Source organism: Bacillus sp. UNC41MFS5 (genome assembly GCF_000686805.1).
In genome coordinates, this window is sequence record NZ_KK366020.1 from 75,415 (window position 1) to 96,265 (window position 20,851).

General features: G+C 40.4%; 21 protein-coding genes. 14 read left to right on the top strand and 7 right to left on the bottom strand.

Annotated elements, in window-relative coordinates:
* Nucleotides 1-9 precede the first annotated feature (9 nt).
* Nucleotides 10-927 carry an aldo/keto reductase gene (locus BR30_RS0129085; RefSeq protein ID WP_026568105.1) on the bottom strand — a complete coding sequence of 306 codons (918 nt, stop codon included), beginning with the start codon at nucleotides 925-927 and terminating at the stop codon, nucleotides 10-12.
* A 363-nt stretch (nucleotides 928-1,290) separates the two neighbouring features.
* Here BR30_RS0129085 and BR30_RS0129090 point away from each other — a divergent pair, with 363 nt between their 5' ends.
* On the top strand, nucleotides 1,291-2,835 hold the full coding sequence (locus BR30_RS0129090) for a flavin monoamine oxidase family protein (protein WP_026568106.1): 1,545 nt from the start codon (nucleotides 1,291-1,293) through the stop codon (nucleotides 2,833-2,835).
* An 80-nt stretch (nucleotides 2,836-2,915) separates the two neighbouring features.
* On the opposite strand, the gene BR30_RS0129095 is transcribed toward BR30_RS0129090, so the two are convergent.
* Together BR30_RS0129095 and rluF are read right to left on the bottom strand one after the other, a co-directional pair.
* Nucleotides 2,916-3,455, bottom strand: coding sequence for a helix-turn-helix domain-containing protein (locus BR30_RS0129095; protein ID WP_026568107.1), 540 nt, complete (start codon nucleotides 3,453-3,455; stop codon nucleotides 2,916-2,918).
* A 33-nt stretch (nucleotides 3,456-3,488) separates the two neighbouring features.
* Complete coding sequence (rluF, locus tag BR30_RS0129100) at nucleotides 3,489-4,196, bottom strand: 23S rRNA pseudouridine(2604) synthase RluF (protein ID WP_026568108.1); 708 nt, start codon at nucleotides 4,194-4,196, stop codon at nucleotides 3,489-3,491.
* Between the two features lie 263 nt (nucleotides 4,197-4,459).
* Between rluF and BR30_RS36330 the strand changes: the two genes are divergently transcribed.
* From BR30_RS36330 to BR30_RS0129115, 3 genes are all read left to right on the top strand, one after another.
* The gene (locus BR30_RS36330; protein WP_081825624.1) at nucleotides 4,460-5,647 is read left to right on the top strand and encodes a L,D-transpeptidase family protein; all 1,188 of its coding nucleotides are present in this window, start codon (nucleotides 4,460-4,462) and stop codon (nucleotides 5,645-5,647) included.
* 1,876 nt (nucleotides 5,648-7,523) lie between these two features.
* A complete protein-coding gene (locus BR30_RS0129110; RefSeq protein ID WP_026568109.1) occupies nucleotides 7,524-8,702 on the top strand; it encodes a ParM/StbA family protein in 1,179 nt (392 codons plus the stop codon).
* Nucleotides 8,703-8,713: 11 nt separating this feature from the next.
* Nucleotides 8,714-9,319 (top strand): hypothetical protein, encoded by a 606-nt coding sequence (locus tag BR30_RS0129115; RefSeq protein ID WP_026568110.1) that lies wholly within the window; start codon nucleotides 8,714-8,716, stop codon nucleotides 9,317-9,319.
* A gap of 234 nt (nucleotides 9,320-9,553) precedes the next feature.
* On the opposite strand, the gene BR30_RS0129120 is transcribed toward BR30_RS0129115, so the two are convergent.
* Nucleotides 9,554-9,679 carry a DUF4023 domain-containing protein gene (locus tag BR30_RS0129120; RefSeq protein WP_026568111.1) on the bottom strand — a complete coding sequence of 42 codons (126 nt, stop codon included), beginning with the start codon at nucleotides 9,677-9,679 and terminating at the stop codon, nucleotides 9,554-9,556.
* A gap of 157 nt (nucleotides 9,680-9,836) precedes the next feature.
* Here BR30_RS0129120 and BR30_RS0129125 point away from each other — a divergent pair, with 157 nt between their 5' ends.
* Nucleotides 9,837-10,778, top strand: coding sequence for a phosphotransferase (locus BR30_RS0129125; RefSeq protein WP_026568112.1), 942 nt, complete (start codon nucleotides 9,837-9,839; stop codon nucleotides 10,776-10,778).
* 40 nt (nucleotides 10,779-10,818) lie between these two features.
* Here the strand turns inward: BR30_RS0129125 and pepT are convergent, their stop codons facing one another.
* A complete protein-coding gene (pepT, locus tag BR30_RS0129130) occupies nucleotides 10,819-12,051 on the bottom strand; it encodes a peptidase T (protein ID WP_026568113.1) in 1,233 nt (410 codons plus the stop codon).
* Between the two features lie 96 nt (nucleotides 12,052-12,147).
* Between pepT and BR30_RS38600 the strand changes: the two genes are divergently transcribed.
* On the top strand, nucleotides 12,148-12,270 hold the full coding sequence (locus tag BR30_RS38600; RefSeq protein WP_269320661.1) for a hypothetical protein: 123 nt from the start codon (nucleotides 12,148-12,150) through the stop codon (nucleotides 12,268-12,270).
* A gap of 61 nt (nucleotides 12,271-12,331) precedes the next feature.
* Here BR30_RS38600 and BR30_RS0129140 read toward each other — a convergent pair whose 3' ends face one another.
* Nucleotides 12,332-13,285, bottom strand: a complete 954-nt coding sequence (locus BR30_RS0129140; RefSeq protein ID WP_231507852.1) for a nuclease-related domain-containing protein — start codon at nucleotides 13,283-13,285, stop codon at nucleotides 12,332-12,334.
* A 219-nt stretch (nucleotides 13,286-13,504) separates the two neighbouring features.
* Here BR30_RS0129140 and BR30_RS0129145 point away from each other — a divergent pair, with 219 nt between their 5' ends.
* The 4 genes from BR30_RS0129145 to BR30_RS0129160 are packed head-to-tail and all read left to right on the top strand — an operon-like array spanning nucleotide 13,505 to nucleotide 16,677.
* The gene (locus tag BR30_RS0129145) at nucleotides 13,505-14,128 is read left to right on the top strand and encodes a TetR/AcrR family transcriptional regulator (protein ID WP_026568115.1); all 624 of its coding nucleotides are present in this window, start codon (nucleotides 13,505-13,507) and stop codon (nucleotides 14,126-14,128) included.
* A 43-nt stretch (nucleotides 14,129-14,171) separates the two neighbouring features.
* Entirely contained in the window at nucleotides 14,172-15,056 is an 885-nt protein-coding gene (locus tag BR30_RS0129150) for an ABC transporter ATP-binding protein (RefSeq protein ID WP_026568116.1), read from the top strand.
* 6 nt (nucleotides 15,057-15,062) lie between these two features.
* Nucleotides 15,063-15,860, top strand: coding sequence for an ABC transporter permease subunit (locus tag BR30_RS0129155; RefSeq protein WP_026568117.1), 798 nt, complete (start codon nucleotides 15,063-15,065; stop codon nucleotides 15,858-15,860).
* Between the two features lie 16 nt (nucleotides 15,861-15,876).
* Nucleotides 15,877-16,677, top strand: a complete 801-nt coding sequence (locus BR30_RS0129160) for an ABC transporter permease subunit (protein ID WP_026568118.1) — start codon at nucleotides 15,877-15,879, stop codon at nucleotides 16,675-16,677.
* Nucleotides 16,678-16,717: 40 nt separating this feature from the next.
* Here the strand turns inward: BR30_RS0129160 and BR30_RS0129165 are convergent, their stop codons facing one another.
* Complete coding sequence (locus tag BR30_RS0129165; protein WP_051633840.1) at nucleotides 16,718-17,428, bottom strand: hypothetical protein; 711 nt, start codon at nucleotides 17,426-17,428, stop codon at nucleotides 16,718-16,720.
* Between the two features lie 125 nt (nucleotides 17,429-17,553).
* Here BR30_RS0129165 and BR30_RS0129170 point away from each other — a divergent pair, with 125 nt between their 5' ends.
* From BR30_RS0129170 to BR30_RS0129180, 4 genes are all read left to right on the top strand, one after another.
* The gene (locus BR30_RS0129170; protein WP_026568120.1) at nucleotides 17,554-18,297 is read left to right on the top strand and encodes a gluconate 2-dehydrogenase subunit 3 family protein; all 744 of its coding nucleotides are present in this window, start codon (nucleotides 17,554-17,556) and stop codon (nucleotides 18,295-18,297) included.
* 200 nt (nucleotides 18,298-18,497) lie between these two features.
* Nucleotides 18,498-20,213, top strand: coding sequence for a GMC family oxidoreductase (locus BR30_RS0129175; RefSeq protein ID WP_026568121.1), 1,716 nt, complete (start codon nucleotides 18,498-18,500; stop codon nucleotides 20,211-20,213).
* A gap of 34 nt (nucleotides 20,214-20,247) precedes the next feature.
* Nucleotides 20,248-20,400, top strand: a complete 153-nt coding sequence (locus tag BR30_RS38255) for a hypothetical protein (RefSeq protein ID WP_231507853.1) — start codon at nucleotides 20,248-20,250, stop codon at nucleotides 20,398-20,400.
* Nucleotides 20,401-20,466: 66 nt separating this feature from the next.
* A complete protein-coding gene (locus BR30_RS0129180; RefSeq protein WP_026568122.1) occupies nucleotides 20,467-20,817 on the top strand; it encodes an ASCH domain-containing protein in 351 nt (116 codons plus the stop codon).
* The last annotated feature ends 34 nt before the right edge of the window (nucleotides 20,818-20,851 follow it).

A 20,851-nucleotide genomic window follows, 5' to 3' on the forward strand; every position in this document is an offset into this window, starting at 1 on the left:
GTGTTTCTTTTATGGAAGAATATTGCCGGCAGCGCGATAAATACGATACCATTCCTCACGTGTCAGTTGTATATCAGACGCCTTGCAGCAATCCTTTAATCTGTCGATATTCATTGTCCCGATTACTGGTTGCATATGGGCTGGATGACGTAGCAGCCAGGCAATCGCGATGGTTGTATTGCTGACTCCATATGTAGCAGCAATTTCATCAATCTGCTGATTCAATTCCGGAAACTTTTCGCTTCCAAGGAATACCCCTTCAAAGAACCCGTATTGGAATGGGGACCATGGTTGGATCGTGATATCGTTCAAGCGGCAATAATCAAGGATGCTTCCATCCCGATTAATTGCAGAATCATTCTCCATGTTGACATTGAATCCATTTGAGATCATCGTGGCATTCGTGATACTTAATTGCAGCTGGTTTGCTACAAGTGGCTGCTTCACAAATTTCTTTAGCAGTTGAATCTGCATCGGATTTTGGTTGGAAACGCCAAAATGACGAACCTTACCTGAATTTTCAAGGATATCAAAGGCCTCAGCCACTTCCTCAGGCTCGACAAGTGCATCCGGGCGGTGCAGGAGCAGTACGTCGAGATATTCAGTTTTCAACCGTTTTAATATCCCGTCGACAGATTCCAAAATATGTTCTTTAGAAAAATCAAACATTCCCTTACGAATCCCGCATTTCGATTGCAGAATAATTTTTTCGCGAATATCTGCATTCATGTGGATCGCATCAGCGAAAATTTCCTCACATGTGCCGCCGCCATAAATGTCGGCATGGTCAAAGAAGTTTGCCCCTTCTTCTAAAGCGGATTGAACAAAGCGCTCCGCCTCTTTCTGCTCCAGCGAGTTAATACGCATACAACCAACAGCTGCAACTGGCACTTCTAAAGAACTGCTTCCGAGTTTCATGGTTCTCATCATCTATTTCCCTCCATTTTGTGAAACTTGGTGAATGATGTCGATATGTAAAAGAAACGTTCAGTTTTGCTTGCGACAACATTACCAGACCATTCCCTTCTTATTTTGACACATACGATGAATGTCTAGCAATTTATAACACAACATGTGTATCGATTTCTGAAGAAACAGCCGCCTTTTCGTATCTAACAGAAGCTATTTCCATATTAAAGGAGGCTATTTAGAGAAGAAAATTATAAAGGTACCGGCTACTTGTCTCAGGCAGATTAGAACGCTGTGCATATTTTATTGATAAGTACTATCCGGCGATAGTTAATCAATCATTTAGCATGGTTTTATTTTTGCAAAAGGGGCTGGTTTTTCTTGGCACGAACACCATTAGCAAGTATACTGCAGAAATCATTTGCGTTGGCAGGTACTGAAATGGAGAAACAATCGGGTACTGGACAAGCTTTTACACTAGAACATAATCATTCACAAGATACTTTTCTTACACACGATAAGGTGCATAACGGTGTGCAATTGAATCCAAGGATTGTCATTGTGGGAGCAGGTTTGGCGGGACTTACCTGTGCTTATCGTCTTAAACAGGCGGGAATAAAAGCAACAATTTACGAAGCATCTGAACGGGTTGGTGGCCGTTGTTGGACAAGAAGGGATTATTTCAAAGACGATCAAATGGTCGAGCGCGGCGGGGAATTAATTGATACTTGCCATAGGGAGATTCAGGAGCTTGCAAAAGAACTGGGCTTAAAATTAGACCATTTAATCATGTCAGAAGCCTTCGATACCAAGCCATTTTATTTTTTTGATCAACGCCCGTATTCTTTTCAGGAGGTAACTGATGATTTTATCAAAATCCTCCCCAAACTACAAAAGGATCTGGAAGAAGCAGGTGAAATGACTCTTTATAATTGTTATACGGAGCGGGGATATGAGCTTGATCATATGTCGATTGTTGACTATATCAATGAAACGGTACCTGGAGGCGTCAGTTCTAGATTTGGCAAGCTTTTAGCTGTTGCCTATACCGTTGAATATGGAGCAGACGCCCATGTCCAGAGTGCACTAAATCTCCTTTATATGTTGGGGTCTGTAGAAAAAGCGAACTTTCGAATATACGGTGATTCAGACGAATGTTTTCATATTAGCGGCGGCAATGATCAAATTCCTGCTTTATTGGCAAAAAATCTTCAAGAACAAATAAATTTTAATGCTGAACTGATAAAAATAGACCAACACAATCATCATAATATAAAGCTTGTTTTTAAAAATAAAGAAAAGGAATGGGAAGTTTTGGCGGATAAAGTGATTCTTGCGCTCCCATTTAGTATTTTAAGAACGATAGATTATAAGAATGCAAGATTTTGCCCGTTAAAAGCGGAGGCGATTGAAGAGCTGGGAATGGGCATAAATACAAAGCATCATGTTCAATTTATCAAGCGATTTTGGAATGAACATGGAAATAATGGAGAAACATTTGCGGATACAGGCTATCAGCAAACGTTTGAATCATCACGGGCACAACCAGGCCAATCGGGAGTGATTGTTAATTATACAGGAGGTGAAACCGCGGCCCAGCAATTAGCCATCACAGACGAAAAGTTAAAAGAGAAGACGATTAACTTTTTGGACAAACTGGAACCTGTACTGCCAGGCAGCGTTAATAATTGGAACGGGTTAGCTGCCATCGACCATTGGCTGAGTAATCAATGGAGCAAAGGAGCCTATTCGTATTGGAAGGTAGGACAGTATACGAAATTCGCTGGCATTTTAGGAGAACGGGAAGGTAATATCTTTTTTGCCGGCGAGCACACATCGATCAAGCATCCGGGATATTTAAATGGTGCGGTCGAGACTGGAGAGAAAGCTGCACGAGATGTCATCTATGATTTGAAAATAAAGTAGGAACATAAATGAAAGGCTAACATTTATGGAAGCTGCTTGTTCCACTTTGTCAGCCTTTTTTGAATAAGGAGTGGGTTACATTAAAAAATGTCTCTTAGTTCACTATCCGAATAAATCGAAATGAGGACAACTGCTTTTCCCACACCGATATTTTTAACAAAATGCGGTACACTTGCGTTCCAGCTGAAGGAATCGCCTTCTTCAATGATCATCGAGTCTTCGCCTTGTTCTGCTAGTACTTTTCCCTCTAACACCAAATGGCACTCTTCCCCTTCATGAGCATTTAATTCACCCATAGAAGCACCTACCGGAAATTCGGCAAGCATCATTCTTAAGCCACCTTTTGAGGTTAAATGCTCTATTTTTAAGTGGTTAAAAGTAGAATGAGTCCGCTCATTCTTTCTAACAACGCGCATATGCTCCTTTTTTTCTAATAATAAATAGGGTAAAGGAACCCCAAGAAAGGTTGCGATTGTTTGTAGCGTGCTAATCGAAGGGGAGGTGTTATTGTTTTCGACATTGCTAATAAATCCTTTGGACAGCCCTGTCCCTTCACACATTTGAGCAATGGTGATTTTCTTTCGATTTCGTATCGCACGAATTTTTGCTCCTATTTCCAAATGACTCACCTCTGGTGATTCGATTATTCTTGCTTACCATTCTTTAGGTTGATAGTTTAAGTCTTCAAATAATTGATTCTTTTCTTTTTTCGACAAGTCGCGCCATTGTCCAATCGGTAGATTTCCTAGATGAATGTTCATAATTCTAGTCCGCTGCAGGCGGACAACACCGTATCCAAGCGCCGAGCACATCCGGCGGATTTGGCGGTTTAACCCTTGTGTTAAGATGATTTGAAATACATATTTTGACAACTGGGTTACTTTACATGGAAGTGTTTTTGTATCGAGAATTTCAACTCCTGCTGCCATCTTCTTTAAAAATTCAGGAGTAATCGGTTTGTCAACGGTAACGATATATTCCTTTTCATGCTTATTTTCGGCACGTAAGATTTCATTAACAATATCCCCATCGTTCGTTAGAAGGATGAGGCCGTCAGAATCCTTATCCAATCGTCCAATATGGAAGATTCGTAAGGGGTGATTGACTAAATCAATGATATTTCCTTTTATATGTCTTTCCGTTGTACTCGTAATACCAACAGGTTTATTTAAGGCGATATAGACATAGTTATGGGCAACTCTAATCTGGCTCCCGTTGATTCGAACATCATCTCCCGGTTCCACCTGACTGCCCATTACCGCTACTTGCCCATTAATCGTAACTTTTCCTTCACTAACTAACTTATCTGCTCCTCTTCTAGATGCCTTCCCAGACTCGCTAATAAACTTATTAATACGCATGATACACACCCTAAATGGAGAATTGTATTTTTACCATACCCAACTGCCATCGTTTTTTCAAGCCCTTCTGGTGCCTGACACCAGGTATAGGAGATTTTTATATTTTAACGTGGAGAGAAAATTGTCGAAAAGAGTGAGATTTTCAAATTAATTTTCTTAAAAAACAGGAAAGTAGGCTTACTTTTCCTTTGGTTTTTTGACAAAATATTCCGATTACGTATGTTACTTTTATAGTAATAATTACATAAATTGGGGAGATTACGATGAAAAAACTATCTATTATTTTTGTTTTGCTGTTTAGTATATTTCTATTTACTAGCCAAGCGGATGCAAGTGGCGGTTCACAGCTAATTATTATTAATAAGAAGACCAACACACTTGCCTTTTATGATAGTGGAAAACTAGTTAAAACATTTAGAGTGGCTACAGGTCGAACCAGGTCACTTACTCCGGAAGGCACATTTAGAATTGTTACGAAAATCGTTAATCGGCCCTATTATAAATTGAAAATTCCAGGAGGAGATCCGCGGAACCCTTTAGGTAACCGCTGGATGGGATTAGAAGCAAGAGGCACTTACGGCACAACCTATGCGATACATGGGAATGCCAATGAAAATTCAATTGGCACCTATGCAAGTTCAGGATGCGTTCGGATGCATAATTCAGAAGTACGCTGGCTTTATAGTCACGTTGATAAATATACATTAGTAATTATCACCCATTCAGATAGCAGCTTTGATTCTATTGCAAAAGCAAATGGTTATGGCAACGGCTGGGTCGAACTAAGCGGGAACAAGTATTATTATGTTGATGGTGATGTAAAAACAGGCTGGCAATCGATCAATGGAAAAAGTTATTTCTTTAATGACGAAGGGATCATGCAGACTGGATGGCTAACCCAGAATGGACAAAAATATTATCTCAATAAAAAAGGCGTCATGGCGACAGGCTGGCTCGAAAAAGGCGGTAAGAAGTACTATCTCGACCAAACGGGTGTGTTGAGAAAAGGCTGGATTGCTGACAGCGGAAAGAAATATTATCTAGACAATAAAGGGGTGTTGCAAACCGGCTGGTTATCAGTCGATACGAATCGATATTATCTAGACAACAATGGAGCAGTGAAAACAGGCTGGCTGGCGGATAGGGGGGAATGGTACTATCTTGATGATTCAGGCGTGATGACAACGGGTTGGATCAACTCAGAAGGCAGATGGTATTTCCTGAATGATCAGGGTGTTATGAAAAATACACAGGAACTCGTTAACAATAGTCAGTGGGATTATCTCGATAAAAATGAAGACACCGAATCGGACTGGTCAAATGTATTAGCCGAAAAGTACAAATTAAACAGTCATGATTCAGTCGTGACCGGCTGGTTGAATTACAAGGAGAAATGGTATTATCTCTACGTTAGCGAGGAAATGGTTGCCAGTGCGATGAGTGAAGGGTAAATAATGTAGGTTGGATAAAACGTCTTATAGATTAATAGACCTCTTAAAGCGCCTCTAAGAGGTGCTTTTTTTTGTAATGAATCCCTGGTATTTCTGGTATTCAAACAGACCTAAGTAAGCAAAAACCTACCTTCAGAAGCCTCTGAGGGTAGGTTTGATGTTAGGTTATTTGAAGATTAAAACTTGGATTCCTGTCTATTTGTTATCCTAATTTTCATCAGCATACAAGACAACAATTAAATGGGGTGAGCAAAAAAGAAAGACAAAATCGCGAGTTTACATTTTTGTCTACATGTTTACATTATGTACGCTTCGTGTTTACAAAAGCGTAAACATGTAGACAAACTGGTACACATCAAGTGATGGCGCTATGTATACAGGTTTGTAATCATTGTTTACAAAAATCCTGATAACAGCGGTACGATGAAAAATCGGTAGTTTACGATGTAAAGATCGGGACTATTTGATAACACAATCGTGATGAAAACCAGTGGGTGGGGTTAACCCTGAGGGAGATGATACTTCCTAATTATTGAAGGTGTTATGGAAATTACGAGGCAGCTCTTAACAATAGGCATTTGGGATATCTAGACAAAAATAAAGACATAGAATCAGATGGTACTTATCTCAAAAGAAGTAAAGTACAAATTGAACATTCATGAGTCAGTCGTGACAGGCTGATTGAATTACAATGGGAAATGGTATTACCTCTATGTTAGTGAAGATATGGTTGCCGGCTCTATGAATGATGGGTAGGGGACTATCCCCTTCTCCATCCTTTGATGATTATGTTCAACTTCGATGGTGTGTGTGTTTGCGTGAATGATTAAAGATTATAGGTTTGTGGTTACGAAAGAAATTATGGAGCTTGTATACATTTTTCGTAGACATGTCTACGAATTTGTACACCTGTTTACGTTTTGTATACTTCATGTTTACAAAACCGTTTTCATGTAGACAAACTTGTATACACAGTATAACAACGTCATGTATATAGGTCTGTTATCATTGAATACAAAAGCTGGAATAACGTCTTTGTGTGAAATCAGGATGGATTGCGAGGTTAGAGGAATGTTATTCTTTGGATCACTTGTGTCATGAAAACTCTCAGGGCAGCTCTGAAGACAGATGGTAAGATGGTACTTTCTTCATGATAATGAGGGCAGAAAGAACACTCAGGCTCTCCTCGCCAATAATCAGTGGGAATCATCTCGATAAAGATGAAGCTAATGATTCAAATAAGTCAAATTTATTTGAGTAAAACTACAAACTTATAGTAAATACCAAATGATGACGTTGTGGTTAAAATAAATAAAGTAATGGTAATACTTATATTTTTTGGCCGGGTAACGATGTTGGTTGGAGCGGAAATCCACTTCTAAGTTTAATACAGTCTATACTTGTAAGGAATAGTATAGTTTGCCAGCTTAATGAGTTTAGGTCAGTGTACTATGTTCTTTTCCTTCCTCATGATACTGAATAGTTAAAGCTCACCTTTGATGGTGTGTTTTTTTGCCAAGAAATATAATGAGTAAAATAGTGAATTAAATTGCAAATATACATCTTTGTAAACATGTTTACATTATTAGTATACTTGTTTACAATTTGTATACTTAATGTTTACAATGACGTTTACGTGTAAACAAATCTGTATACAGACCAAAGTAGAGCCGTGTATACAGATTTGTCGTCAATGTTTACAAAAATGTATACAACACACTAAAGTTTACATATTGTTTACATCATTACAGTTATATTTTTTTTGCTGAGAAATCTTGAAGAATCTATTAATCTTCTATAATCTAAGAGAAGGAACTAGAATTACATACTCACTATAAAAAATAATAAATCTATAAATTGAAAAGGAATGATATTTATGACTAAATCCAGAGTTGCAGCTATTGATGTTGGGAATGACTCTATTAAGGCCATTTTCGGAGAATTAGAATATGAATTAAATATTCCTAACATTATTGCTAGGGATACTGAAGATCGACCTGTAATTGGGATTGAAGAGCTTGATAATAAAAATCCATTAGATGGCATTCACATTAAAGTCCACTCCCCTGCTTTAAAAGAGAACAACGGAATTTTCCGTATTGGTAACTTAGCTACTAAAAGTATTAATGCCACTGAGCTAGACCCTGGCAGCAGCAAGTCAGAGGAAGATCAAACATTAATTATGCTTTTTGCAACATTAGCTTTGGATGCAGTAAAGGAAAATAACTCAAATGCTTTTCCACGCACCAAAAATATAATTGATGCTAATTATACTTTAGGAACAGGTCTTCCCCTTCGTGAAGTAAAAGAAGGCAAGGATGCTGGCTACCGCTCTAAATTAGTTGGTTCAGTCCATCAAGTTGAATTCCTTGTCACTCCAAAGTACCAAGGATTGAAAGTAAATATTAAATTTGATGAAGTAAAAGTATATCCTGAAGGTTTCGCTGCATTTATCAATCTTGTTTTGGATAACAGCGGAAAAATTATCAATAAGGATCTTATTGATAAGCGTATCTTAATTCAAGATATCGGTGGATTATCAACAGATATCGCAGTCATCAAAAATCGTAATGTTGATGATGATAAAGCCCAAGGGTTTAATCTAGGGGTTTCAGAATCATTAGAAGCTATTCGCGAAGAGATTAGAACAAAGCATGGCGTTGAACTGGATAGCCGCCGTGATGTGGTTGAGATTATCACGAAGAAAAGTGACCGCAACCATATTATGGTGAAAGGAAGCCGGACAAGTGTTCATGATATTACCGACCGAATCCTGCTTGATTTAGCTAAAAAGCAATATCGTTTATTACGTAATGTTTGGCAGAGAAACTCTCAAACGGAAATTTGCTACTTTGTTGGTGGCGGTGCCAACGTCTTAAAGGAATATCTTAAAACGTTGAATAACAATTTAGATGGTTATAATATTGATTTCTTTGAAGATGGGAAAGAAAGTATTTGGATGATGGCCAACGCTTATTATAAACTCATAATGGACTTTGTTCGAAAGACAGAAAAACAAACAGCGCCTAGAGTTGAACCTGTAAAAGCTAAATAAGGTGATTATATATGAAAAAACCAGCCTCAAACGAGGTTCAGCGGGGTCAAGCATTATCCTTTCGCATCCCCTCTGATACACCTGACCATATCTTAAAGCATTTACAAAAGTTGAAGGATACAGAGAGAAGGAATTTCTCCAGTAAAATTGCCGAGTTTGTGATGCAAGGTGTGAGTAGTTCAGTTTCGCGGGAAAAGGAGACCATTACGATCCCCCTTCCCCACAAGTTAACGAAAGCCCAGCGAAATTGGTTGAAGCATGAGCATTCAGAAGCCTTGCTGGGAAGTATTCTTTATCAGCTGATTTCTGACCCAGTTCGTTCAACTGCGCTGCTAGCATCATTAAACAGTCATTCAATTGATATCGATGAAGCTTTGTATCTTCAGGAAGAAGTATTTCCCGAGAAACTTCAGAAAGATGACAGTTATCTGCAGATTGCTGCTGGTAAGGAGGATCCACCAGCCCCTATCGACTTAAGTGATATGGATGATGACCTCAGTGAGTTTGACTGGGAAGATGCAAAAGAAAAGCAGCCGTTGATGGAAGAAGAGGAAAACGAAGTGGAGCCGGATATTGACGACTTACTTGGTGGTTTTCTTGCAAACATGAATAAGTAATTAAAAAGGGCCAACCTCACAGTATCGTGAGGTTGGCCCTTTTTTAAATGAGAAAGTATAAGTTTTTGAACTTAGATTACTGTCTAGCTCCAGCGCCCTAGCGGCTAGTGTCCTTCGCTCTCCACCCTACGATAAGTCAAGCACGAATGCGCCTCCGGCTCTTCGTGTTTCCTTTATCTCAGTTGGAGCGCTCCAGGCCATACGCCGCTGACCAGGGCGCTTGCGCTTTTCTTATTAATGCTGTTTATTCGGCATTCTTTGGCTTTTTTGACCAGTTGCTTGACGTTGTTTATTTTTTTGATCTTTTGCCTGCTTTTCATGCAGCTGTTCTACAAACTCATGCGTGCTACGGTTATCCATTCTACCTAACCTCCTTGAAAAATCGAACCACTGTTATTTTGACCAAGCTGTTTGAAAATATTCAGTAATGCTTTTCTCTTGTTTTGCATAAAGATTACCATTATATTCTATGTAAAAATAAATCTATGAAACTATTACTAGATTTGGTGGTGTGTTAATGGAGCTGCCTAACAATATTGTTCAGGCCAACGGTGTATTGAATGAGCAGTTAATTTTGAAAAAGGAAATTCTCTATAAAGGGATGAATGGAAGATTTGTCGAAAGATTTTATCTGACCCCTGAAACGAGCTATATTTTTAAGCCGCTAACAAATAATGGTCAATTAGGCAAAGAGGTCTGGGTTTATGAACATATTCTTCCCCATTTTCCTGCCATTTTTCCAAATATTATTTCTTACTCCATAAATGAATGTTCCGAACTTAACTGGATGATTCTTGAGGACCTTGGTCAGCTCTCACATGACTTTAATGAGGATGTTGTATTAGATGTCATAAAGTGGGCAGCATGGTGGCATTCCCTCCCAGTTGAACAATTGGGAAATGTACCTCTTAAGGGATTAAAGCCGAGAATTGAGGAGATTGAATCCGAGGTTTTTGTTAAGAAGGATGAAGTATATCGTTTATTGTCTTCTTTGAACATGGAGCGAGAATTCGTTGATGCTATTTTTGAGAAACTTAACGATTGGCAGCTTTCAAAGCTTCAAGTGTTGACCCACGGTGATTTACATGCCGGAAATTTTGCGGTTGCCGGAACCAAGTTGAAGATCTTAGACTGGGAGCACGCCCATCTTAATTCTCCACACTGGGACCTATACCATCTAATTGATATGTCCCATCCTCTTTTTCCGAAAAAAGTAACAAGTCCATTGCGGGAGAGAATCTTGAGAACTTATCTTGATCAGGTTACATATGAGCATGACAGTGCTTATTTTTTTACGGAGTATTATTTAGTGGCAACTGTGTTTTCGATTTGGATGCTGTTATTGATACAGAAGGATTTAAAGGGAAATGGCGGAAAATGGTCTGTTGAGCAGTTAAATGCTCAGTTTGAAGAAACGGTGTCGAGTCTTCATCAATGTGCAGCAGCAATGCTTGTATGAAAAAAGCTCACTTTGAGTTAGTCAAAGCGAGCTTTTTTAGTTATGCTTTTTGTTCAGTTAATTTGATGACTTCGATAACAGTGTTAGTGGCTTTGATCATATTATCCACGGAAATGAATTCATATTTACCGTGGAAATTTTCCCCGCCGGTGAAAATATTCGGTGTTGGCAGACCCATATAGGAAAGCTGTGATCCATCGGTGCCGCCGCGGATGGGTTTAACAATTGGCGTAATGCCAAGGCTCACCATCGCTTCATGAGCAATATCAACAATTTCCATCACCGGTATAATTTTCTCACCCATGTTGTAATATTGATCATTGAGTTCGAGTTGAATAGAGTCGCTGCCGTATTTGGACTTTAGTTCATTGACGATACCTTCAATCAACGTTTTACGTGCTTTGAAGTTGTCCATGTCATGGTCTCTGATAATGTAGTGGAGCTTGGTTAGTTCTACATCACCATTGAATGCTAACAGATGGAAGAAGCCTTCGTATCCTTCGGTATGTTCTGGTACTTCCTGTGCTGGGAGTTTGCTATGTAATTCCATCGCAATTTTCATCGAGTTGACCATTTTGTCTTTAGCGGAGCCTGGGTGAATATTATTTCCTTTGATTGTGACTTTCGCTGCAGCTGCGTTGAAACTCTCGTATTCTAATTCTCCAAGCGGACCGCCATCAACGGTATATGCATGCTTTGCATTGAAGGCCGCAACGTCAAACTTATGTGGTCCTCGGCCGATTTCTTCATCTGGAGTGAACGCAACGCGGACCTTACCGTGCTTTATTTCTGGATGGTTCAGCAGATAGGCCATGGCAGTCATGATTTCGGTGATACCGGCTTTGTTGTCTGCCCCTAGCAACGTTGTGCCGTCTGTTGTGATCAGGGTGTGGCCTTTATAGTCAGGAAGGCTTGGGAAATCCTTCGGTGACATCACTACTTTAAGTGCCTCGTTTAAGACGATTTCGCTCCCATCATAGTTTTCAACGATTTGCGGGTTCACGTTTTTCCCGGTAAAATCTGTGGCTGTGTCGACATGGGCAAGAAAGCCAATCGTTGGGACTTCCTTGTCTGTGTTTGACGGTAAGGTCGCCATCACGTATGCATTCTCGTCGATGGTGACTTCTTGCATTCCGATCGCTTGCAATTCTTCGACAAGCATCCGGGCTAACGTCCACTGCCCCTCAGTGGATGGACAAGTTTCGTTGTTTTCATTGGACTGGGTGTCCACTTTAACATAGGAAGTAAACCTTTCAATCAATTCGTTTTTCAATTCCACTACACTCCTCTTAATTGAGTTGAATTCATGAATATCATATCACTATGAGAGAGCGGTTACACGTTTTATAGATGAGGTGGTGTTTAGTGGATGGGGTTAGTGGCGGATGCCCGGACTTTACTGGCGGATAGCGGTAACTTACTGGCGATTGAGCTCTATTTACTGGCGGATAAGCCCGCATTACTGGCGAGAGCGAAAATAACTGGCGGATAAGCAACGAATACTGGCGGATAAGTTCCTGTTACTGGCGCATAGAAATCATTTACTGGCGACACTATGGAATAAAAATTGTCTCCCGGCTATTAGATCTTAAGTCCATAAAATAGCACCGATCTCGATAAGTTCCCTCACTTTGCAAATCCATACTCAGCAAAATACGCTTGGCTGTATGAATATCATCAACTCCCAAAAACTCCCGGCACTCCCGATTTGTGATTTGCCGTTTAAATATCAAAGACCATTCGCGTAATGTCCTTTGGTGGGCAATGTGATCGACCACACCGCAATGTTGGCAGCACCATGTCCGGGGGTGCTTAATCATGCCAAACTTCCCGCATGTGTTGCACCTTACTCCAGGTCGGAAATCACTGAAAGGAATTGAGTATGATTCACATATTGGTTTAGGAATAAAAGGTTGATGACTTTTCAAAAGTTCAGCAGACAGCCAATTAAAGGTCGCTTGGTCCAACTTATTTCCATGTTGTGGGATGCTATTCAAAAATGAGGGAATCAAACTGGGGAATAAAATTTTTGTGTTCTTAGGGGGAACAGCCACAATTTGTTTAGGATACGCCAATACAACGGCGCCGAATATCGGGATATCAATATTTCGACCCCATAGCCAATCGCAAATTAGTTCGCGATTACGCTCTAATTGGACAACCGGGCTCTCATACCCATCCTGGTGTCCATCCTCCTTTGTGCGGATCAGTTGAGGTGGATTATCCTTGAATTCCAGAACACAGCCAATATTCTTCACCTCTAATACCGTACCAAACCAAGGAGTAAGCACAAATGAATCCATTTGAAACTGTTCACGCCATGCAGGAGATAAATCATGGAAAATATGGTGTTCCTCAGAAAACGGGTGCTTCTGGAAGACTTCAGCAACCCTCTCCTCTCCGCCAATCCCCGCCTCGACGGACCCTCGTTTTGCCGCCAAGACTGGCTGGAGCGAATGGCTAACGGATAACCGCTGCTGCGCGGCAATTAATCCTTCCAACGTCAATGATACATCTCTGGATTTTATTAAAATCGTCCATCACCTCTGTAAAATAGTACCTTCAACCTGCATCGTAGCACATCCCCATAGGCCATACTATACATCAAATAATCATTTCATATTTTTGTAAAAAATATAGCTTGACTGCTATTGACCAGATGAGTCAACGGGAGTACAATGTGGTTGACTGATGTGGTCAACAATGAAAAAAGGAGGGCCGCAACCATGTTTTCGAAGTTTCTCAACCTAGATAAAGAAAAACAAGATCGAATAATAAATGCTGCCATTAAGGAATTTGCCGAGAAAGGATATGACCGGGCATCGACCAATGAAATTGTCAAAGAAGCGGGTATTTCGAAGGGATTGCTGTTTCATTATTTTCAAAACAAGAAGCAATTGTTCTTATTCGTCTTTGATTACTGCTACGAACTCATAGTCGATGAATTTTACAAAAAAATTAATCTTCAAGAGACAGATTTCTTTAAACGAATGCGTCAAGCGATCATCGTCAAAATGGAAATGCTCTCAACTTATCCAGATATCTTTAAGTTCATCCAAGAGGTATTTATGGAGGACTCGGCTGAAATAAAGTTGGAATTTGATAAAAAGAAAGCAGAACTGACACATATCAATATCGAAAAGGCATATGAGGGAATTGATTTTTCGAAGTTTCGGGAGGATGTTGATCTCACGAAAATCATAAAAATGATTAGCTGGACGTTTGAAAAAATGAGTGATGAGGCGATAGAAAAAGCAAAGTTGTCCCCGGGCCACGAGATTGATTATCAAACAATCCAAGCCGAAGCAGAGGCGTATTTTGAAGTCATGATTAAGTGTTTTTATAAATAAACATTTGAGGTTAAATACCAACGAACATTAGGAGGGTGTCACGATGAATGTAATTGAAATTAACCATCTTACCAAGACCTATGGGAAATCAAGAGGGATCACTGACATTAGCTTTCATGTCGAAGAAGGTGAGATCTTTGGGTTCATTGGTCCAAACGGCGCGGGTAAATCAACAACGATTCGGACCCTTTTGTCGCTGATTTACCCAACAAGCGGCAGTGCCACTATTTTTGGCAAAGACTCTGTTCAATTTGCACCAGAAATTAAAAAGGAAATTGGTTATTTGCCTTCTGAAGTTTTTTACTATGACAATATGAAGGTTAAGGACCTATTAAAATATTCAGCTAGTTTTTATAAAAAAGATTGCAGTAAGAGAATCAAAGAATTGGCTGCGATTATGGACTTAGATCTCAATAAAAAAATTGATGACCTTTCCTTAGGAAATAAAAAGAAGGTTGGGATTGTTCAAGGGCTGCTCCATGAACCAAAGTTAATTATTCTCGATGAACCAACAAGTGGTCTTGACCCGCTGATGCAGCAGAAATTTTTTGAGCTTTTAGAAGAAGAGAATAAAAAAGGCGCAACGATTCTCTTTTCATCACATATCCTCAGTGAAGTGCAGCGACTATGTAACCGGGTGGCTATCATTAAAGAAGGTAAGATTGTTACGGTTGAAAAGATTAGTACTTTACAAGAAAACAACTATAAGAAGTTCAAAATGGAAACGACAGCGCCGCTGGATCCAAACTATTTCAACATCAGCGGGGTTAACAATTTAGAAGTTAAAGACAACATTACCAGCTTTTTATTTAAAGGGAATATTAATGCCATCATGAAAAAACTTGCCGATATTGAGCTAGTGAATTTATGGATAGAAGAGCCAGACCTCGAGGAGATCTTTATGCACTATTATGAAAAGGAGGCCTAGAAAACTATGAATATATTTTTTCATGAGTTGAGGGCGTATCGGAAATCCACAATCATCTGGTCTTGTTCGTTAGTGCTGATTATTGCTCTGTTTATGTCGTTTTATCCTGCTTTTGCAAAGGATGCAGAGGGCTTTCAAAAAATTATGGAAGGATATCCTGAGGCGATTAGAAATGCGATTGGTTTTAACCTCGGCAATTTCTTTACGATTCTAGGCTTCTATTGCTTTCCGTTATCGTTCATTACATTGTGCGGGGCGATTCAGGCGATGAACCTTGGCACAAGCATTGTCAGCAAGGAAGTCCGCGAGAAAACAGCAGATTTTCTGTTAACAAAACCAGTTACGAGGACAGCGGTGCTTACATCGAAACTGGTGGCGGCTTTAGTCTCAATCGTCATTACCAATATTATTTATCTAGTTGTTACAATGATCATGGTTTATCAAGTCAAGACAGATGATTTTAGCGTGAAAATATTACTGTTGCTTACGCTTACCTTGTTTTTTATTCAGTTGATTTTCCTTGCAGTCGGAATCATGATTTCAGTCATTGTTCCTAAGATTAAATCTGTCCTTTCCGTTTCACTAACAACCGTATTTGCATTCTACTTTTTGGGGATGTTTAGCAGCACGACTGGGGAAGAAGCAAAACGCTATATTTCGCCATTTAAATATTTTGACACTGCCTATATCATCAATCATTCTGGCTATGAAGCGTCCTTTCTAGTTGCTGGGGCCGTTATTATCATTCTAGCAATTACGACAAGTTATTTTGTTTATCTAAAAAAGGATATCCATGCTGTATAGCGAAGGAGGTTAGGTTATGAATATATTTGTAAAAGAACTGAAATCGTATCGGAAGTCGCTGATTTTTTGGAGCATCGGTGTTTTCCTTATGGTAGCATCAGGAATGGCTAAATATGCTGCGTATTCCTCATCGGGTCAATCCATCAATGATTTGATGGCTGATTTGCCTAAATCGCTAAAGGCGGTCATGGGGGTTGGAGTGGTCGATTTATCGAAGATTAGCGGTTATTATTCATTATTGTATATATATTTGTTATTAATGGCGACGATTCATGCGGCGATGCTGGGTGCATCGATTATTGCGAAAGAAGAGCGTGACAAAACAGCGGAGTTTTTATTCGTCAAGCCAGTTTCCAGAACGAAGATTATTACAGCAAAACTGTTTGCTGCGTTCACGAATATCGTTATTTTTAATCTTGTTACCTTGATTTCATCAATAACTCTTATTGAAAAATACAACAACGCTGGTGAGGCAGTTAATGGTGAAATTGTCCTCACCCAGGTGGGCATGTTTATTTTACAAGTCTTGTTCTTAGTCATCGGCAGTGCGCTGGCTGCTGTAAAAAAGAGACCGAAAACAGCTCCATCGCTAGCAACGGGTATCCTGCTGTTAACATATATGTTATCGATTGTGATTGATTTGAATGAGAACATGGAAGGCTTGAAATATTTAACCCCCTTTAAATATTTCGAGGCTAAGAATCTAATGTTAGGCAGTGGACTTGAACCAATATATATTGTTATATCAGTAATCGTAACTGTCCTATTATTAGCGGTTACCTTCACTATTTATCAAAAGAGAGATTTGAATGCATAAACAGAGGCCTGATTTTTATCAGGCCTTTTCATTTCAATGATTATTTTTCCCGTGTCATTTTAATGAGGGTATTGATATCGCTTGAAAGCTTGCCATAGGAAGGATTTTTGGCCTTTATATTGGCTTTGATTCCATCAATCAGCGGCAATGCTTTAGGGCTTGTAATCGTTAAGACCTGAACATTGCCGTTAAAGGCTTTATCGATTACTTCCTTCGCTCGATCCAAATTATCATCATTATTCAACTTGTCGGGGTCAACCCCGTCAAGATTCCCCTTGCCTGACAAGCCAGAGGTGCTTTTTAGCACCTTATTTTGAAGCTCATCATAACGAGTCGAGGTCACTTCTTGTTTGGCACGTGCCAAAATAACGGTGTCATCTAGGACAAATACTTTAATCCCAGGGATGCCCTCTCCAGAAAGGCGAGATTCCAAATGGGAGGATATTCCACCGTCATGAAGGCTGGAGCTGCCAATCAAACTATATACATTAGTGCCTACTCCTTCGGTTGTTTGGCTGTTGCGATTGGTTGTACTTTTCTTTGATCTATCTACGCTTGGGATTACATTGACACTATTTTGATTGTGGACATGCCCATTTCCTTTGTTGTTCACCGACTGGTCATGATAGTTGATATTTTCTGCAGCCCCTACTTCATTTTCCTTTATTCCGTTTTGACTTGCACAAGCCGTTAGCATCAACACCGCACCAAAGAATGGGATGCCCCAGATTTTCCATTTTCTTTTCAACATAAAAATGCCTCCTTTTTTTAAAATTATTTTCTCCGCTGCTATTTCTAAGTATGAGTGGATTATTTTGGGAACATATTAAAATTAGTTGATTGAGAATAATGTCGAAAAATCATGGAGGTTTAAAAATGGCTGAAGAACAAAAACAGAATTCTGAAACCTTATCAAGAAGAAAGTTTTTACGCAATACAGGCTTCACTGTTGGCGGTCTAGCTGTTGGTGGTGTCTTGGGCAGTCTCATCCCTCGAAAGAATAATACTGAAGAAAAAACAACAACTACGACCAAGACAGAAAATTTTAATCAGGCGTTGATGTATTTTACACCTGAACAGTTCCAGTTAACTGAGGCTGCAACTGAACGAATTTTCCCAGAAGATGAGTCTGGACCAGGTGCAAAAGCACTTGGGGTAGCTTTCTTCATTGACCACCAGTTAGCTGGCGATTGGGGCTTTAATGCTCGGGAATATATGCAGGCTCCTTTTTATAAAGGAGAAAAAGTCCAAGGATACCAAGGCCGCTTAAGGCGCAGGGATATCTTTGATATTGGCTTAAGGGAACTTCAAAATCACAGTATGGCGGTACATAAGAAGAAATTCACCGAACTAAAAGGTGAAGAACAGGATGCCATTTTGGGTGATTTTGAGCAGGATAAGGTGAATTTAACGACTATCTCCCCAAGTGGATTTTTCCTGATGCTGAGAAGCGCTACGCTAGAAGGAGCCTATAGTGATCCACTCTATGGAGGAAATCGAAATATGGACGGCTGGAAAATGCGAAACTATCCAGGCAGTCAAATGGCATACACAGATGTTATTGAAAAAGACTTTAAGAAAATAAATCCGCAAAGCTTAAAAAACCATTTGAATCACTAAGAAAAGTGGAAGCGCCCGTTTAGCGGCGTATGGCCTGGAGCGCTCCAACCGAGATAAAGGAAACACGAAGAGCCGGAGGTGATTCGATGTTGACTTATCGTAGGGCGGAGAGCGAAGGACACTAGCCGCTGGGCGCTGGAGCTAGACAGTGATTAAATTTCAATGATTCATTTCTAACTACGATGAGGCAGGTGGCAGCGATGGCAAGGAAATTACCGAAAGTCGATGTAGTGATTGTTGGTGTAGGTTGGGCAGGTGGAATCATTGCCTCTGAACTGACAAAAAAGGGACTGAAAGTCGTTGGTTTGGAGAGGGGCAAGGAACGTAAAACGGAAGATTACTTTATGGTTCATGACGAGCTTCGTTATGCATTACGGTATGGATTGATGCAAGATCTATCGAAAGAAACGATTACTTTCCGGGGAAATGAAAGAATTCGTGCCTTGCCGATGCGGCAGTATGGCTCGTTTTTGCTTGGCGATGGTTTAGGAGGTTCGGGTGTCCACTGGAACGGACAGACTTTCCGCTTCTTGCCCTACGATTTTGAAATCTATAGCAAAACCGTTGAAAGGTATGGAAAAAATAAAATTCCAGCCGGGATGACCATCCAGGATTGGGGCATTACCTATGATGAACTGGAACCCTATTATGATAAATTTGAAAAACTGACAGGTATTTCCGGGGAAGAAAATCCTCTTGCCGGTAAACGGTCGGATAAGTATCCTACGCCGCCAATGAAAAAGTCACCGCCGCTCAAGATGTTTGAAGAAGCGGCGAAAAAGTTGAAATTGCACCCGTATATGATGCCGTCTGCGAATCTTTCAGAATCCTACAAAAATCCAGATGGAGTCTCTCGGGCAGCCTGTCAATATTGCGGTTACTGCGAGCGCTTTGGATGCGAATATGGAGCAAAGGCGGACCCCGTGGTGACCGTTATTCCTGTCGCCAACAAAACAGGCAATTTTGAAATAAGAACCCATTCAAATGTAAGAAGAATATTAAAAAAGGGCGATAAAGTAACGGGGGTTTTGTACACAGATGTGACAACCGGTGAGGAAATTGAGCAGCCGGCTGATATTGTTGTCATGACCAGCTATGTGTTTAATAATATCCGTCTATTATTAATGTCGGACGTAGGTAAAGCTTATGATCCGCAATCAGGTAAAGGCGTCATTGGGAAAAATTATGCGTATCAAGTCATCAAAGGAAATGCAGTTGGCTTTTTTGATGATAAAGAGTTCAATACCTTTGCCGGTGCGGGATCGCTAGGCATGGTTTGCGATGATTATAATGGTGATAATTTTGACCACTCTAAGGTCAATTTTATCCATGGCGGAATGGTGTCGCTTAGTCAAACGGGCATGAGGCCGATTCAAAATAACCCGGTTCCGGGCGGCAAACCAACCTGGGGAAAAGAATTCAAGGAAAAGTCAGTCAAATATGCGAACCGCTTTTTATCTGTAGGTTCTCAAGGCTCCTCCATGCCTTTTCAGCACCATTATCTAGACCTTGACCCAACTTATAAAGATGCATACGGAGACCCGTTAATTCGAATTACCTTTGATTTTGAAGATCAAGACCGGAATATGGCCAAGTTCCTTGCCTCTAAATGTGCAGATGTCCTAAAAGAAATGGGCGCCAATCATATTGATACGATGAAGGATTTAGGCCCATATGATATCACTACCTACCAATCCACCCATAATACTGGTGGTGTCATCATGGGGGCTGATCCGGCAACCTCGGCAGTAAATAAGTATTTGCAAATGTGGGATTATGATAACTTATTTGTCGTGGGGGCAACTGCGTTTCCACACAACTCCGGTTATAATCCAACCGATACAGTCGGTGCCTTAGCCTACCGTGCGGCCGAAGGCATTCTTAAATACCGGGATAAAGGCGGGCAAGTGGTTTAAATTCGTTTGAAGAAGATACGTTTATTTTGGCACCATGTTGATTGGAGCGGAAGGTGCGAGACTCTTGCGGGAGTACGGGGCAGGGGGGACCCCACAGGCGCTTAAGCGCCGAGGAGGCTCCCCGGCACGCCCGCGAACCGCACGCACCTGGAGCGGAAATCATCATGCCCTTATTACATCTGCTTGAAAATTGGATTTAACCATCTTGATAGTGTTAATATATATAAATGAATTGGAAATAGGAGGAGAAAAAATGACAACTGTAAACGATAACAATACCCTGCCACCAAAAACTTGCTCGGTAGATCGCTTAGTAACGATGGAAGCCGATGTAAAAAAAGTCCTTGCGGGTGAAAAAACAGCGACACGCCGTAATGGCCGTTATGCAGACCCTGGTGAAATCATGACATTAGAAGGCCGTGATTTTGTGGTCGATCGCGTCTATTCCCAAGCATTAGGTGAACTAACAGATGACGATGCCCGCCGTGAGGGCTTTGAGACGGTAGAAGAGTATAAACAGTCGATTCTAAGCTATCATCCTGGAATGCCTTGGCTGCCGCAAATGCGAGTTTGGGTTCATGAGTTTAGCCCAGTTCAAAAATAGGTATATCAGACACGTGGTCCATTCATCAATGGGC

Bases quoted from the DNA above. Each gene is read 5' to 3' on its own strand.
- BR30_RS38600 (WP_269320661.1), top strand. From the start codon at position 12,148: ATGGGGTTAGTGGCGGATGCCCGGACTTTACTGGCGGATAGCGGTAAC.
- BR30_RS0129160 (WP_026568118.1), top strand. From the start codon at position 15,877: ATGAATATATTTGTAAAAGAACTGAAATCGTATCGGAAGTCGCTGATT.
- BR30_RS0129145 (WP_026568115.1), top strand. From the start codon at position 13,505: ATGTTTTCGAAGTTTCTCAACCTAGATAAAGAAAAACAAGATCGAATA.
- BR30_RS38255 (WP_231507853.1), top strand. From the start codon at position 20,248: ATGTTGATTGGAGCGGAAGGTGCGAGACTCTTGCGGGAGTACGGGGCA.
- BR30_RS0129155 (WP_026568117.1), top strand. From the start codon at position 15,063: ATGAATATATTTTTTCATGAGTTGAGGGCGTATCGGAAATCCACAATC.
- BR30_RS36330 (WP_081825624.1), top strand. From the start codon at position 4,460: ATGAAAAAACTATCTATTATTTTTGTTTTGCTGTTTAGTATATTTCTA.
- rluF (WP_026568108.1), bottom strand. From the start codon at position 4,196: ATGCGTATTAATAAGTTTATTAGCGAGTCTGGGAAGGCATCTAGAAGA.
- BR30_RS0129180 (WP_026568122.1), top strand. From the start codon at position 20,467: ATGACAACTGTAAACGATAACAATACCCTGCCACCAAAAACTTGCTCG.
- BR30_RS0129085 (WP_026568105.1), bottom strand. From the start codon at position 927: ATGAGAACCATGAAACTCGGAAGCAGTTCTTTAGAAGTGCCAGTTGCA.
- BR30_RS0129175 (WP_026568121.1), top strand. From the start codon at position 18,498: ATGGCAAGGAAATTACCGAAAGTCGATGTAGTGATTGTTGGTGTAGGT.
- BR30_RS0129170 (WP_026568120.1), top strand. From the start codon at position 17,554: ATGGCTGAAGAACAAAAACAGAATTCTGAAACCTTATCAAGAAGAAAG.
- BR30_RS0129150 (WP_026568116.1), top strand. From the start codon at position 14,172: ATGAATGTAATTGAAATTAACCATCTTACCAAGACCTATGGGAAATCA.
- BR30_RS0129120 (WP_026568111.1), bottom strand. From the start codon at position 9,679: ATGGATAACCGTAGCACGCATGAGTTTGTAGAACAGCTGCATGAAAAG.
- BR30_RS0129110 (WP_026568109.1), top strand. From the start codon at position 7,524: ATGACTAAATCCAGAGTTGCAGCTATTGATGTTGGGAATGACTCTATT.
- BR30_RS0129125 (WP_026568112.1), top strand. From the start codon at position 9,837: ATGGAGCTGCCTAACAATATTGTTCAGGCCAACGGTGTATTGAATGAG.
- BR30_RS0129115 (WP_026568110.1), top strand. From the start codon at position 8,714: ATGAAAAAACCAGCCTCAAACGAGGTTCAGCGGGGTCAAGCATTATCC.
- BR30_RS0129165 (WP_051633840.1), bottom strand. From the start codon at position 17,428: ATGTTGAAAAGAAAATGGAAAATCTGGGGCATCCCATTCTTTGGTGCG.